Annotated in this window: 15 protein-coding genes and 1 other RNA gene; 8 read left to right on the plus strand and 8 right to left on the minus strand. The window is 53.0% G+C overall.

Annotation, left to right across the window (positions count from 1 at the left end; genetic code table 11):
* The first annotated feature begins 55 nt into the window (after window positions 1-55).
* Window positions 56-865, plus strand: a complete 810-nt coding sequence (locus PGR23_RS22610) for a DeoR family transcriptional regulator (RefSeq protein ID WP_045394916.1) — start codon at window positions 56-58, stop codon at window positions 863-865.
* A gap of 60 nt (window positions 866-925) precedes the next feature.
* Here PGR23_RS22610 and garD read toward each other — a convergent pair whose 3' ends face one another.
* Window positions 926-2,497: a galactarate dehydratase gene (gene garD / locus PGR23_RS22615; RefSeq protein WP_047044783.1), complete on the minus strand. Its 1,572-nt coding sequence runs from the start codon at window positions 2,495-2,497 to the stop codon at window positions 926-928.
* A 485-nt stretch (window positions 2,498-2,982) separates the two neighbouring features.
* On the opposite strand from garD, the gene garL reads away from it, so the two are divergent.
* From garL to PGR23_RS22640, 5 genes are all read left to right on the plus strand, one after another.
* On the plus strand, window positions 2,983-3,750 hold the full coding sequence (gene garL / locus PGR23_RS22620; protein ID WP_396279366.1) for a 2-dehydro-3-deoxyglucarate aldolase: 768 nt from the start codon (window positions 2,983-2,985) through the stop codon (window positions 3,748-3,750).
* Between the two features lie 27 nt (window positions 3,751-3,777).
* On the plus strand, window positions 3,778-4,668 hold the full coding sequence (gene garR / locus PGR23_RS22625) for a 2-hydroxy-3-oxopropionate reductase (protein WP_396279367.1): 891 nt from the start codon (window positions 3,778-3,780) through the stop codon (window positions 4,666-4,668).
* A gap of 210 nt (window positions 4,669-4,878) precedes the next feature.
* An RNA gene (gene rnpB / locus PGR23_RS22630) (RNase P RNA component class A) lies at window positions 4,879-5,259 on the plus strand.
* A 270-nt stretch (window positions 5,260-5,529) separates the two neighbouring features.
* Window positions 5,530-6,387, plus strand: a complete 858-nt coding sequence (locus PGR23_RS22635) for a mechanosensitive ion channel domain-containing protein (RefSeq protein ID WP_047044790.1) — start codon at window positions 5,530-5,532, stop codon at window positions 6,385-6,387.
* A 152-nt stretch (window positions 6,388-6,539) separates the two neighbouring features.
* A complete protein-coding gene (locus PGR23_RS22640) occupies window positions 6,540-6,950 on the plus strand; it encodes a Spy/CpxP family protein refolding chaperone (RefSeq protein WP_045394911.1) in 411 nt (136 codons plus the stop codon).
* A gap of 31 nt (window positions 6,951-6,981) precedes the next feature.
* Here PGR23_RS22640 and PGR23_RS22645 read toward each other — a convergent pair whose 3' ends face one another.
* The gene (locus tag PGR23_RS22645) at window positions 6,982-7,143 is read right to left on the minus strand and encodes a hypothetical protein (protein ID WP_072251530.1); all 162 of its coding nucleotides are present in this window, start codon (window positions 7,141-7,143) and stop codon (window positions 6,982-6,984) included.
* Window positions 7,144-7,165: 22 nt separating this feature from the next.
* Window positions 7,166-7,867 carry a pirin family protein gene (locus PGR23_RS22650; protein ID WP_032715877.1) on the minus strand — a complete coding sequence of 234 codons (702 nt, stop codon included), beginning with the start codon at window positions 7,865-7,867 and terminating at the stop codon, window positions 7,166-7,168.
* 104 nt (window positions 7,868-7,971) lie between these two features.
* On the opposite strand from PGR23_RS22650, the gene PGR23_RS22655 reads away from it, so the two are divergent.
* On the plus strand, window positions 7,972-8,868 hold the full coding sequence (locus PGR23_RS22655; protein ID WP_045377888.1) for a LysR family transcriptional regulator: 897 nt from the start codon (window positions 7,972-7,974) through the stop codon (window positions 8,866-8,868).
* 37 nt (window positions 8,869-8,905) lie between these two features.
* Here PGR23_RS22655 and PGR23_RS22660 read toward each other — a convergent pair whose 3' ends face one another.
* The 3 genes from PGR23_RS22660 to PGR23_RS22670 all read right to left on the minus strand — a co-directional run bounded on the left by PGR23_RS22660 (window position 8,906) and on the right by PGR23_RS22670 (window position 10,853).
* A complete protein-coding gene (locus PGR23_RS22660; RefSeq protein ID WP_015369567.1) occupies window positions 8,906-9,274 on the minus strand; it encodes a DUF805 domain-containing protein in 369 nt (122 codons plus the stop codon).
* 125 nt (window positions 9,275-9,399) lie between these two features.
* Window positions 9,400-10,386, minus strand: coding sequence for a glutathione S-transferase family protein (locus PGR23_RS22665; RefSeq protein WP_045394910.1), 987 nt, complete (start codon window positions 10,384-10,386; stop codon window positions 9,400-9,402).
* A gap of 74 nt (window positions 10,387-10,460) precedes the next feature.
* The gene (locus PGR23_RS22670) at window positions 10,461-10,853 is read right to left on the minus strand and encodes a DoxX family protein (RefSeq protein WP_015703571.1); all 393 of its coding nucleotides are present in this window, start codon (window positions 10,851-10,853) and stop codon (window positions 10,461-10,463) included.
* 276 nt (window positions 10,854-11,129) lie between these two features.
* On the opposite strand from PGR23_RS22670, the gene PGR23_RS22675 reads away from it, so the two are divergent.
* Entirely contained in the window at window positions 11,130-12,053 is a 924-nt protein-coding gene (locus PGR23_RS22675; RefSeq protein ID WP_396279368.1) for an Rpn family recombination-promoting nuclease/putative transposase, read from the plus strand.
* Window positions 12,054-12,061: 8 nt separating this feature from the next.
* Here PGR23_RS22675 and PGR23_RS22680 read toward each other — a convergent pair whose 3' ends face one another.
* A complete protein-coding gene (locus PGR23_RS22680; RefSeq protein ID WP_015703570.1) occupies window positions 12,062-12,358 on the minus strand; it encodes a YqjK-like family protein in 297 nt (98 codons plus the stop codon).
* The gene (locus PGR23_RS22685; protein WP_015369572.1) at window positions 12,355-12,753 is read right to left on the minus strand and encodes a phage holin family protein; all 399 of its coding nucleotides are present in this window, start codon (window positions 12,751-12,753) and stop codon (window positions 12,355-12,357) included. Before PGR23_RS22685 ends, PGR23_RS22680 begins: the two co-directional genes overlap by 4 nt.
* Window position 12,754: the final 1 nt, after the last annotated feature.

Genomic DNA, 12,754 nt, shown 5'->3' on the forward strand with positions numbered 1-12,754 from the left:
AAGGCGTTAATAGTCAAAACGAAATGAAACGAAAGATTCAACCAAGGATATAGTTATGAACAGCAGCGAGTCATCTGCCGAAAAGCGCATTTCCGGGACAAGTGAAAGGCGTGAGCAGATCATCCAGCGGTTGCGACAGCAGGGAAGCGTTCAGGTTAATGACCTGGCGGAGGCGTATGGTGTATCGACGGTCACAATACGCAACGATCTGGCATTTCTGGAAAAGCAGGGTATTGCGGTGCGAGCTTATGGCGGTGCGCTGATTTGCGATAGCCATACACCTGGCATCGAACCGTCAGTGGAAGACAAAAGCGCGCTGAATACAGCCATCAAACGCCAAATCGCCAGCGCCGCCGTTGAAATGATAAAACCGGGGCACCGTATTATTCTCGACTCGGGCACGACTACCTGTGAAATCGCTCGTCAGCTAAGACAACATCAGGATGTCATCGCGATGACCAATGGAATAAATGTCGCCAACGCGTTGTTAGAAGCAGAAGGGGTGGAGTTACTGATGACGGGAGGGCATCTACGCCGTCAGTCGCAGTCTTTTTATGGCGATCAGGCTGAGCAATCCCTGCAGAATTACCACTTTGATATGCTTTTTCTGGGGGTGGATGCGATGGATCTGGAGCGCGGGATCAGCACCCATAATGAGGACGAAGCCCGCCTGAACCGTAAAATGTGCGAGGTCGCAGAGCGCATTATCGTTGTGACAGATTCCAGTAAATTCAATCGCTCCAGTTTGCATAAGATTATCGATACGCAGCGTATTGATACCATTATTGTCGATGATGCGATCCCGCAAGAGAGTCTCGAGGGGCTACGTAAGGGTGGGATTGAAGTTATCCTGGTCAAATCATAACTCTCTTCCCAGCCGGGATATTCTGTATAACCCGGCTGGTGATACGCGCTCTGTTCGGGATCACGTCACCGGCGCCGGGTTAAATACCGCCAGCTGGTTATGCAGACCCCATTGATCGGAGAAGGTTTTCTTACGCCCGCTGGCGACGTCAAGAATGAACTCAAACAGCTTCTGCCCGACTTCCTCAATTGTCTCTTCGCCGGTCGCGATGGTACCGGCATTGATATCCATTAAGTCGTACCAGCGGTTGGCAAGCTCGGTACGGGTCGCCATTTTAATCACCGGCACCGCCATCAGGCCGTAAGGGGTGCCGCGCCCGGTGGTGAACACCTGAACGGTAATGCCGGAAGCCACCTGTTGAGTGCCGCAGACAAAATCGCTGGCCGGCGTCGCGGCATAGATAAGCCCGCGTTTCGTCGGGCGCTGACCCGGAGAAAGGACTTCGACGATGGCGCTTTTGCCAGATTTGGCAATCGAACCCAGCGCTTTTTCCACCACGTTCGCCAGACCGCCTTTCTTATTACCCGGCGACGGATTGGCGCTGCGGTCGGTTTTTCCCAACTCCAGATAGTTATCGTACCAGGCCATCTCTTCCAGCAGTCGTTTGCCAACTTCTTCGTTGATAGCGCGCGGGGTTAACAGATGGATAGCATCACGCACTTCGGTGACTTCCGAGAACATCACCGTCGCGCCGCAGCGCACCAGCAGGTCGGACGCATAACCCACCGCCGGGTTGGCGGTCACGCCGGAGAAGGCGTCACTGCCGCCGCACTGCATACCCACCACTAATTCCGAAGCCGGGCAGGTCTCACGCTGACGAGCATTGAGTTTGGCCAGGTGGCGCTCGGCAACCTGCAGGATATCATCGACCATCGATTTAAAACCGACATGCTGTTCATCCTGCAAACGCACCACGCTTGCGCTATCGACGGCGATCGGCTGCACGTCTTCGGTTCCCTGCAGCAGACGTTCCGGCTGCAGCTTTTCACAGCCAAGGCCAATCACCATTACCTCGCCGCCAAAGTTAGGGTTCAGCGCGATATTGTGGATGGTGCGAATCGGCACGATGGCCGCCGGGGCGTTAATCGCCACGCCGCAGCCGTAGAGGTGGTTTAATCCCACTACGCCGTCGACGTTGGGATATTTTGGCAGCAGGTCGCGTTCAATGATCTTGACCACATAATCCACCACGCCGGCGACGCAGTGCACGCTGGTGCTGATCCCCAGCAAATTTTTGGTGCCCACGCTGCCATCGGCATTGCGATAGCCTTCAAAGGTGTATCCTTCCAGCGGCGGCAGCGGCGTGGGGACTTTAGTCGCCAGCGGTAAGGTATTGAGAGGCGGCGCGGTTGGCAGTTCGACCAGCGACTCATCAATCCAGCTTCCCTTTGGTATATCGCGAACGGCGAAGCCAATCACTTCGCCGTAGCGGATGATTTCACCATGGGCAGGGATATCGACAAGGGCGACTTTATGGCCTTGCGGGATATGTTCAACGAGGGTCAGGCCATCCGGAAAACGCGTTCCGGCGGTTAAACCGCGATCGTTAACAATAATCGCCACATTATCTGTAGGGTGTACTTTTATATAAAAAGCCGTCGGTGACTGTTGTCGAATTTCAATGTCAGCCATTGTCCAGTGATCTCCAAACCGGTGCTAATAATAAAATAATTCGTTAATTAAATTACTGCTTAACAAAATGATGAAATAAAGAATGTCAGGAGTTATAGCGTTAGGTTGTGATCTACGTCACTCCTTGCCTCGACGACCGTTGCACATAGATGGGTAATCCTGAGAAGTGTGGATTAGCGCCCACGTTCTCTGGCATTTGCATAACGAAAATGATTATTGAGGCGTTTATATTGTGATTGTGCATAGTGTCTGGCAACGGTGGGATGATTATACTGAGCCATGTTTTGCGGTGTTCGATATGCGAATAAATAGCTCGCTTAAAAAATAATAAAGGACATTCGGTGTCAGAAAAATATCTAAATGATCCTGGATAAGAGAAAATAGGTAGCGGTTCGCTTTTTAATTCTGCTGTTTATATTTGTGATTGACGATATTAAACGGATTGAATGACAGCAGTAAGCAACGATTAACCCAAGGTAAAAATCATGGATAACGCAATTTTCCCGAACAAATTCAAAACCGCGTTGGCGGCCCACCAGGTACAAATCGGCTGCTGGTGCGCCCTGGCGAATCCGATTAGCACCGAGGTATTAGGGCTGGCTGGTTTCGATTGGCTGGTGCTCGACGCGGAGCATGCGCCCAATGATGTGACCACGCTTATCCCGCAATTAATGGCGCTGAAGGGCAGCCACAGCGCGCCGGTCGTGCGCGTGCCGACCAACGAACCGATTATCATCAAGCGTATGCTGGACATCGGTTTCTACAACTTCCTGGTGCCGTTTGTCGAAACCGCTGAACAGGCGACTCAGGCGGTGGCATCAACCCGCTATCCGCCGCAAGGGATCCGCGGGGTCTCCGTTTCTCATCGCGGCAATATGTTCGGCACCGTAGCGGACTACTTCACTCAGTCTAATAACAACATCGCCATTCTGGTGCAGATTGAGAGTCAAACCGGAGTGGACAACGTCGACGCGATCGCTGCGACCGATGGCGTTGATGGCCTGTTCGTCGGTCCGAGCGATCTTGCCGCGGCGTTGGGCCATCTGGGCAATGCCGCCCATCCTGAGGTTCAGCGTGCTATCCAGCATATTTTCTCCAGCGCCAGGAAACAAGGTAAGCCGAGCGGCATTCTTGCACCGGTAGAAGCCGATGCGCGTCGCTATCTGGAGTGGGGCGCGACCTTCGTCGCCGTCGGTAGCGATTTAGGCGTCTTCCGTTCAGCAACCCAGAAACTTGCTGATTCTTTTAAATAATAATCACCAGGATTAAGAGAGAAGATTATGACTATCAAAGTGGGTTTTATTGGTCTTGGCATCATGGGCAAGCCGATGAGCAAAAATTTGCTGAAGGCGGGTTATTCGCTGGTGGTATCCGACCGTAACCCTGAAGCCATTGCTGATGTGATTGCCGCGGGCGCAGAAACCGCGAGCACAGCGAAATCCATTGCTGAGCAGTGCGATGTAATTATCACCATGCTGCCAAACTCTCCGCACGTGAAAGACGTTGCGTTGGGGGAAAACGGCATTATCGAAGGTGCGAAACCGGGCACCGTGGTAATCGATATGAGCTCTATCGCGCCGCTGGCGAGCCGTGAAATTAGCGAAGCGTTGAAGGCCAAAGGCATCGATATGCTGGATGCGCCGGTAAGCGGCGGCGAACCTAAAGCGATCGATGGTACCCTGTCGGTGATGGTTGGCGGTGACAAGGCGATTTTCGATAAATACTACGACCTGATGAAAGCGATGGCGGGATCCGTGGTTCATACCGGCGATATTGGCGCAGGTAACGTCACCAAATTGGCCAACCAGGTGATTGTGGCGCTGAACATCGCGGCCATGTCGGAAGCGTTAACTCTGGCCACCAAAGCCGGCGTTAACCCGGACCTGGTGTATCAGGCGATTCGCGGCGGCCTGGCGGGCAGCACCGTGCTTGATGCTAAAGCGCCGATGGTTATGGATCGCAACTTCAAGCCGGGTTTCCGCATCGATCTGCATATCAAAGATCTGACCAATGCGCTGGATACATCTCACGGCGTCGGCGCCCAGCTACCGCTGACGGCGGCGGTAATGGAGATGATGCAGGCGCTGCGCGCGGATGGTCTGGGTACCGCGGACCATAGCGCTCTGGCGTGTTACTACGAAAAACTGGCGAAAGTGGAAGTGACTCGCTAACAAGATGGGCGTGTGCCTGCGCCCTGTTATGTTTACTTTTCGCAGCGCCGTCAGGCTACATCACCATGAACATTTTTTCGTCCCTGGCTCTGATAAACAAAGCCTTTCTGCCGGCGAGGGGAGGGTGAAAGCCATGATTGCCGCGACGCTTGCGAGCGGAATGCGCTGTGCGGGGTGACAAAGGCGCGCGAACCCTCTATACTTCGCGCCGAAGCTGACCAGACAGTCGCCGCTTCGTCGTCGTCCTCTAAGGGGGAGACGGGCGGAGGGGAGGAAAGTCCGGGCTCCATAGGGCAAGGTGCCAGGTAACGCCTGGGGGGTGTCACAGCCCACGACCAGTGCAACAGAGAGCAAACCGCCGATGGCCCGCGCAAGCGGGATCAGGTAAGGGTGAAAGGGTGCGGTAAGAGCGCACCGCGCGGCTGGTAACAGTCCGCGGCACGGTAAACTCCACCCGGAGCAAGGCCAAATAGGGGTTCATAAGGTACGGCCCGTACTGAACCCGGGTAGGCTGCTTGAGCCAGTGAGCGATTGCTGGCCTAGATGAATGACTGTCCACGACAGAACCCGGCTTATCGGTCAGTTTCACCTCTTTACGTAAAAACCCCGCTTCGGCGGGGTTTTTACTATCTGGAACTCAATCCCATTTCGTTTTTTTGATTTCAGCCCATTACAAACCTGTATTGCCGGATATCCATTTTTAAACAGCTTTCTGGCTGCATTGCAGGCCGCGCGCATTGATACTGTCACGCTTCGAAATTGTATCTTCTATCCATTAATCTCAATCCCTCATTTGCAGCGGTCTTCATTCAGCTTAATGGATAGCAGGTTTTACGTGTTATCCTGACAGGAGCGGTTGTCGTGAAAAATGTAGTTTTATTCCCCCAAATTAAAGCGGCGCTCGCCTGGCTTGTCGGCCATGGCGATACAATTATGCAGTTTGCGTGGAATATCGCGGCAGCGCTGATCATTTTGTTTGTTGGTAAGCTGATTTCGAAACTACTCGGCAAAACTCTCGAGAAAATTCTGCTGCGACGCAACGTAGATGCGACAATCGTCCACTTCTTCGCCGCGTTGGTGCGCTATATCACCATGGCTTTTGCGATTATCGCCGCGTTAGGCCGGGTAGGGATTGAAACCTCATCCATTATCGCCGTCCTTGGCGCGGCAGGTCTGGCCATTGGCCTGGCGCTGCAGGGCTCGCTGTCAAATTTTGCCGCAGGCGTATTGCTGGTGACGTTACGTCCCTTCCGCGCGGGTAACTTTGTGCAGGTGGGGGCGGTAGCCGGGCTGGTACAATCGGTACATGTTTTTTCTACGACGTTGCTGACTGTAGATAATAAAGAAGTCATTATCCCGAACGGTAAAATTATAGCCGATAGCATCGTTAACTATTCCCGCCATCCCTATCGCCGCATCGATCTCACGCTTGGGGTAGCATGTCATAGCCAGATATCGCACGTTAAACAGGTGATCCAGACGCTCATCGATGATGAAAAGCGCATCGATCACTCTCGCGGTACCACGGTTCGCCTGATCGAGTTGGCTCCCGGCTCGCTTAATTTTACCATTCGCGTATGGGTGAAAAATGCGGAGTATTGGGATACCTATTTTGATTTTCTGGAAAATATCAAAAATGCGCTCGATGAAAATAACATTATGCTGGCCGCGCCGCGCATGGATATTAATTTAACATCACCGGATTTAGTGCGAATTTAATAGATATAATGAATTTTATGTTTTATGCGATTGGTTTGGTGAATATATTACCTGGATATTTACACTGGTGAACATGCTTTTTTACACATCGTCATTATTGTTCAGGGAATAATAGGGCGTCTTATCACTACGTACTTATTCAGGATAACAAAATGAACAAACTTTCTCGGATGGTATTAATGACGGCTGCAGCTGCAGGATTCTCCATGGCGGCACAGGCCGCTGAGGTTGCCGCCGCGCCGGCGCCGGCTCAGGATCCTATCGTTCAGCATTTAAAATTGAGCCAGGATCAGGTCGCTAAAATTAAGAGCCTGCATCAGGAAATGGAAAAGAACGTCCAACAGGTTTCGCAGAAAGATATTAAAGATGGCGTGTTATTTGACGTGATCGATTCCGGGAAATGGAATGAAAAAGCGGTGAAAGATCAGCTTGCGGCTTTCAGCAAGGTTGAGCAGCAGGTGCGCTATTATCGTGTGAAGTACTATTTCGGTGTTAATCAGGTACTGACGCCGGAACAGCGTACTCAGGTGAAAAAAGATCTCTCTCAGGCGCTGAGCGAGTAATAAAGTCGGCCCCGTTATGGGGCCGATTTCTTCAGGCGGCGTTATCTTCGTCCTGCAACCGCGTTTGCGCATCTTCCACGATGGCTTCCAGTTCACTCAGCATCTCTTCATAGCCAAAGCCGATTGGGCTCATGGCTTCCGGAGTAACTGGCAGGTCTAACGGTTTCGCTTTTTTGCTCTTCTTCTTGCTCACTCACAAACTCCCGGCTTCCTTGTTACACCGGTAAATCTATCAGCAAAGCGCGCAGCGGCGTATCGGCGACGAGGGTAATGTTAGCTTCGTCACGAATAAAAGCGCCATCGCCGCAGGTTAATGCCTGTTTCTCTTCCTTTTTTGCCACGGCATGTACCGTACCGTGAATCGACTGCAGATAGGCGCGCGGGCCGTGCAGTTGAACGTTGATCTCTTCGCCCTTTGCCAGCTGCAGATGATGGATCCACACCTGCTGGCGCAGCTGTAAGCTGTCGCCGCTGCCGTCCGGAGAGGCTAATAGCTGAATCGGCGAATCGCCAACCGTCATTTTCTGTACCAGCGGGTTTTCGCGCTCAGGGCAGGCATCCAGCCACAGCTGCATGCGCGTCAATGACTGCTCTTTACTGAGATTATGCTCGCTGTAGCTGACCCCCGGTTGAGTGGAGAGCAGCAGAGCTTCGCCAGCCTTTGCCTGTACGTGGTTGCCGTCGCTATCGCGGTATTCCGCTTCACCTTCCAGAATCAGATTCAGGATATCGACCTTTGGGTAGGTACGTGGCTGAAATGACGCGCCTGGCGCCAGCACTTCTTGATTGAGTACGCGCAGCGAGGCGTAACCCAGCAATTTAGGGTCGAAGTAGTGGCCAAAGGAAAAGGTGTAGCGGGCCTGCAGCCAGCCGAAGTCTGCTTGACCGCATTGTTTGGCTGTTCGGGTTGTAATCATTTTCTTGACCTCTCTTTACACTAAATCAATGGTAAAGGTATGGACGCTGTATTGTTAGCCAGATATTCTGCCCGGTATGTTCAAAATTCCTGAATGAGAGCGAAATGGCGAAAGAGAGAGCATTAACGCTGGAAGCGTTACGCGTAATGGATGCGATAGACCGACGCGGGAGCTTTGCCGCTGCGGCTGACGAGCTGGGTCGCGTGCCTTCGGCCCTAAGCTACACCATGCAAAAACTGGAAGAAGAACTGGATGTGGTGCTGTTTGACCGTTCCGGCCATCGCACAAAATTTACGAACGTTGGCCGCATGCTGCTGGAACGCGGGCGCGTGCTGCTGGAAGCGGCGGACAAGCTGACCACCGACGCCGAAGCGCTGTCGCGCGGCTGGGAAACTCACCTGACCATTGTTACCGAAGCCTTGGTTCCGACCACCGATCTGTTTCCGCTGATTGAGAAGCTGGCGACCAAATCTAATACCCAGCTGTCGATTATTACCGAAGTGCTGGCCGGCGCCTGGGAAAGGCTGGAGCAGGGGCGTGCTGATATTGTCGTCGCGCCGGATATGCATTTTCGTTCATCGTCAGAAATTAACTCGCGTAAGCTCTATTCGGTGTTAAGCGTTTACGTCGCCGCGCCGGATCACCCGATTCATCAGGAGCCAGAACCGCTTTCCGAGGTGACTCGAGTGAAATATCGCGGCGTCGCGGTGGCGGATACCGCGCGAGAGCGTCCGGTACTGACGGTGCAACTGCTGGATAAGCAGCCGCGCCTAACCGTCAGCACTATTGAAGATAAACGCCAGGCGCTGCTGGCGGGACTTGGCGTGGCGACCATGCCGTATCCGTTGGTTGAGAAAGATATTGCTGAAGGGCGCCTGCGGGTTGTGAGTCCTGAATACACCAACGAAATTGATATTATTATGGCCTGGCGCCGCGACAGCATGGGCGAAGCCAAATCCTGGTGTCTTCGGGAGATCCCGAAACTGTTTGCCGGCAGATAACGGGAATATGCGCTCCTCGGCCCGAGGAGCGCGTAAATCAGTAGGAGTAGGGTTTTGGATTTGGCCCAAAGCGATTATTGCCGGGCGTGCCGTTCTGGCAATTGAAAATCAAAATCACCAGCCAGCCGATGACCGGGATCAGCAGCAGCAGTAGCCACCACGCCGAGCGATCGGTGTCATGCAGGCGACGAAACTGCACCGCCCACCAGGGTAAAAAAACCAGCACGCCGTAAATGGTCGTCAGGATGCCTTCACCCCCTGCACGTTGCCAGCCGAGCATCTTATCGATGATGCTGAGCACTGCGGTGAGAATGATGTTGACCAGAATAAACATCCAGTACTCTTTGCGCCGGGCGCGACCGCCAAAGCCAATATAGTTTCGTAATACTTTTAGATACCAGTCCATTTTCTCACGCCTTAGTTAATCATTAATCACTTGCTTTCAAAGCGATCAAAATAATCATAGGTATGAATATCAAACTGGTAAATATCCGTAATCTGAATAAAAGGCGCCCGTAGGCGCCTTATCGATCAGCGGGAAAAGCGATCCCGCCCGTGCGGCTCGTTGAGATCCTGCTGCGGACCAACGGAGATGATCCCCGTCGGGTTGATGGTTTTGTGGCTGCGATAATAGTGATTGCGGATATGCGGGAAATTCACCGTTTCCGCAATCCCCGGCATCTGGTAGATATCGCGCAGGAAACCGTACAGGTTGAGATAGTCGCTGATGCGGCGCTTATCGCATTTAAAGTGGGTGACATACACCGGGTCAAAACGAACCAGCGTTGTCCACAGGCGGATATCCGCTTCCGTTAACTGGTTTCCGGTCAGATAGCGGTGCTGACCGAGGATCTGCTCAAGGCGTTCGAGCGAGGTAAACAGCGCGTCGACGGCTTCATCATAGGCCTGCTGGCTGGTGGCGAAACCGGCTTTATACACCCCGTTGTTAACGTTGTCGTAGATCCAGCTATTCAGATCGTCGATTTTGTCCCGCAACGCCGGCGGATAATAGTCGCCTGCGCGCGCGCCCAGGCCATCAAACGCGGTATTGAACATGCGGATAATTTCAGCCGACTCATTGCTGACGATGGTCTGTTGTTTTTTATCCCACAGCACCGGAACGGTCACCCGGCCGGTGTAATGCGGATCGGCCTGCAGATAAAGTTGATAGAGGAACTGATGATGATAGAGCTGGTCGCCGGTAGCATCCGGGAAATCGGCGGCGAAGGTCCAGCCGTTTTCCAGCATCAGCGGATGAACAACCGAGACGGATATAAAGGGCTCTAATCCTTTCAGCTTGCGCAAAATCAGGGTGCGATGCGCCCACGGGCAGGCCAGTGAAACGTACAGGTGATAGCGGTCTTTCTCTGCGGCGAAGCCGCCTTCGCCCGCGGGACCCGGCGCGCCATCGGCGGTGAGCCAGTTGCGGAAGGCTGAAACGGAACGCTTGAACCGTCCTCCGGTGGATTTGGTGTCATACCAGGTATCTTGCCAGACGCCGTCGACTAATTGTCCCATTACTTCCTCCTTCAGATAGCAAAAGCGAGGAGATAGCCCCTCGCTTTTTTAGATTTTTACTTAGTATAGTGCGCTTACCACTTTTTATTCAGCACGCGGTCGATGCTGAATGCGCCCGGACCCGTCACGGCCAGCAGCAGATAACCACCAGCGATGGTCAGGTTTTTCATGAACATCAGCGAGTTCACGCCTTCAGCAAAGTTGCTGTGGAACAGGAACGCGGTCAGCAGGGTGAAGCCTGCGGTGAACAGCGCGGTAGTGCGAGTCAGGAAACCGAACAGAATCGCCAGACCGCCGCCAAACTCAAGCAGAATAGTCAGCGGCAGCAGCGCTCCCGGAACACCCATCGCTTCCATATACTGCTGCGTACCTGCATACCCGGTGATTTTTCCCCAACCAGCGGTAATGAACAGAATCGGCATCAGAATACGCGCTACCAGAACACCAACATCTTCTAATTTTTTCATTTCTTACTCCAGAAAACCCAAAGGGCGGCGATTTCGTTTTTTAGTGCAATCCTGCGTGGTTACGCGGGCTTGCTGTCGATGGAGAGGATATTAGCGAGCTTGAGAGGGGATTGTTAGCAAGGAAAACTGTAGTTCTTTTTCAAACTTTCTGAGCAATTGGTGCGATCGGCGAAAATATTTTCCGAGGCGCCTCGCAGCGTGCGTGGCTATCGGTTGTGGTGGCGGGGATAAAAGAGGATATCTGTCGCCAACTTATTTTTGCATAGACAGGATGTCATGAAACAATTCAGCTCTACGCCTCACGATGCGTTGTTTAAAACATTTCTCACTCATCCGGAAACGGCGCGAGATTTTCTCCAGATCCATCTACCGGAATCGTTACGTATGCAATGCGATCTCAGTACCCTGCAGTTAGAGTCCGGCAGCTTTATTGAGGACGATTTGCGTGCGTTGTACTCGGATGTGTTGTGGTCAATTAAAACGCAAAGCGGAAGCGGATATGTGTACGCGCTGATTGAACACCAAAGCACGCCAGACAAACATATGACCTTTAGACTAATGCGCTATGCATTTGCCATAATGTCTCGTCATCTGGATGCCGGTAATGAACATCTGCCATTGGTTATTCCGATGTTGTTTTATCATGGGCGGATTACACCTTATCCCTTTTCGATGTGCTGGCTGGATAGTTTTGCGCAACCCGCGTTAGCACGGGAGATATATGGGGATAATTTTCCGTTGATCGATGTGACATCCTTCACGGACGATGAAATCCAACAGCATCGGCGTATAGCAATTTTGGAGTTCCTGCAGAAAAATATTCGCCAGCGCGATCTGAATGACCTGGTAGATCAACTTGTAGCCTTGCTGCTGCCGGGTTATACCACCGAGCATCAATTTAACGTGTTGATGAACTACATTGCCCGTTCCGGCCATTTGACCAGCCCTGGCAGATTTTTTCGTCAACTGGCGCAGGGAATGCCTGAACATAAGGAGCAACTGATGACATTAGCAGAATGGTTTGAAGAGCGTGGGCGCACAAAGGGAAGAAAACAGGGGCGTGAAGAAGGTAGAGAAGAAGGCGAACGTCAGGCGACGCGTAAAATAGCTCTTGCGATGCTTCGTAACGGCGTTGATAGCGCGCTGGTCAGTAAAACCACCGGTTTAAGCGAACAAGAGCTCAGCGCGCTGGCGCACTGAGCGAGCAATTAACGCGATGCGGACTGACGCAGAATCCCTTTGACCATCCGCCAGGTGCTCCAGATGCCGAGGCCGCGTTTGCCCCAGCGGATTAAAAAGCGCGGATGGCGTACTGACCAGATAGCCATTACCCCGCTGCCGACCATCGCCCATGAACGCAGGTGTTTCAGCGTTTGCCAGCCGCGATCGATAGGCGAGGTGGCTTCCAGCCAGTGACGATGGCTGGCGGCCAAATCCAGCCGCTGTTGCTGGATTTGGCGCAGCAGCAGCGCTTTTCGCTGGTCGCGTTCCTGTTGGCCGCTCATCGACGATCGTCCTCAAGCAGCGCGCGATCGTTCGCCAGCTCGTCGCGGGTATGGCGTAAAAACGTTGAACGGCGAGCTTTCCTGAGGGTCCAGATTCCCCCTATCAGCGAGGCGAGCAGCAGGACGCTGGTGGTCGCAATCATCACATGCAGGCGGTACTGTGGATCGACGGCCCAGATGATCAGCACCAGCAGGCTCATCAGCCCAAAAGCGGCGAATAACAGCGTTAGCCCGAGCATCAGCAACAGCTGGAAGAGGTTCGCTTTCTCCTCTTCCAGCTCTACGACGACCAGGCGCAAGCGCGTTTCCACCATTTCGACCAGCAGCGTGATAATCCGCTGGCCGATGCCGAATACGCTCTGTCCCGGGCCCTGCGTGTGTTGAGAGTTTGCCATA

The sequence above is a fragment of the Klebsiella sp. 141162 genome (assembly GCF_050600755.1).
Classification (GTDB): Bacteria; Pseudomonadota; Gammaproteobacteria; order Enterobacterales; family Enterobacteriaceae; genus Klebsiella; species Klebsiella aerogenes.

Excerpts from the sequence above, each read along its gene's own strand:
- PGR23_RS22675 (WP_396279368.1), top strand. The coding sequence starts at position 11,130 with ATGAAACAATTCAGCTCTACGCCTCACGATGCGTTGTTTAAAACATTT.
- PGR23_RS22640 (WP_045394911.1), top strand. The coding sequence starts at position 6,540 with ATGAACAAACTTTCTCGGATGGTATTAATGACGGCTGCAGCTGCAGGA.
- PGR23_RS22670 (WP_015703571.1), bottom strand. The coding sequence starts at position 10,853 with ATGAAAAAATTAGAAGATGTTGGTGTTCTGGTAGCGCGTATTCTGATG.
- PGR23_RS22660 (WP_015369567.1), bottom strand. The coding sequence starts at position 9,274 with ATGGACTGGTATCTAAAAGTATTACGAAACTATATTGGCTTTGGCGGT.
- garR (WP_396279367.1), top strand. The coding sequence starts at position 3,778 with ATGACTATCAAAGTGGGTTTTATTGGTCTTGGCATCATGGGCAAGCCG.
- garD (WP_047044783.1), bottom strand. The coding sequence starts at position 2,497 with ATGGCTGACATTGAAATTCGACAACAGTCACCGACGGCTTTTTATATA.
- PGR23_RS22685 (WP_015369572.1), bottom strand. The coding sequence starts at position 12,753 with ATGGCAAACTCTCAACACACGCAGGGCCCGGGACAGAGCGTATTCGGC.
- PGR23_RS22665 (WP_045394910.1), bottom strand. The coding sequence starts at position 10,386 with ATGGGACAATTAGTCGACGGCGTCTGGCAAGATACCTGGTATGACACC.
- PGR23_RS22655 (WP_045377888.1), top strand. The coding sequence starts at position 7,972 with ATGGCGAAAGAGAGAGCATTAACGCTGGAAGCGTTACGCGTAATGGAT.
- PGR23_RS22680 (WP_015703570.1), bottom strand. The coding sequence starts at position 12,358 with ATGAGCGGCCAACAGGAACGCGACCAGCGAAAAGCGCTGCTGCTGCGC.
- PGR23_RS22610 (WP_045394916.1), top strand. The coding sequence starts at position 56 with ATGAACAGCAGCGAGTCATCTGCCGAAAAGCGCATTTCCGGGACAAGT.
- PGR23_RS22650 (WP_032715877.1), bottom strand. The coding sequence starts at position 7,867 with ATGATTACAACCCGAACAGCCAAACAATGCGGTCAAGCAGACTTCGGC.
- garL (WP_396279366.1), top strand. The coding sequence starts at position 2,983 with ATGGATAACGCAATTTTCCCGAACAAATTCAAAACCGCGTTGGCGGCC.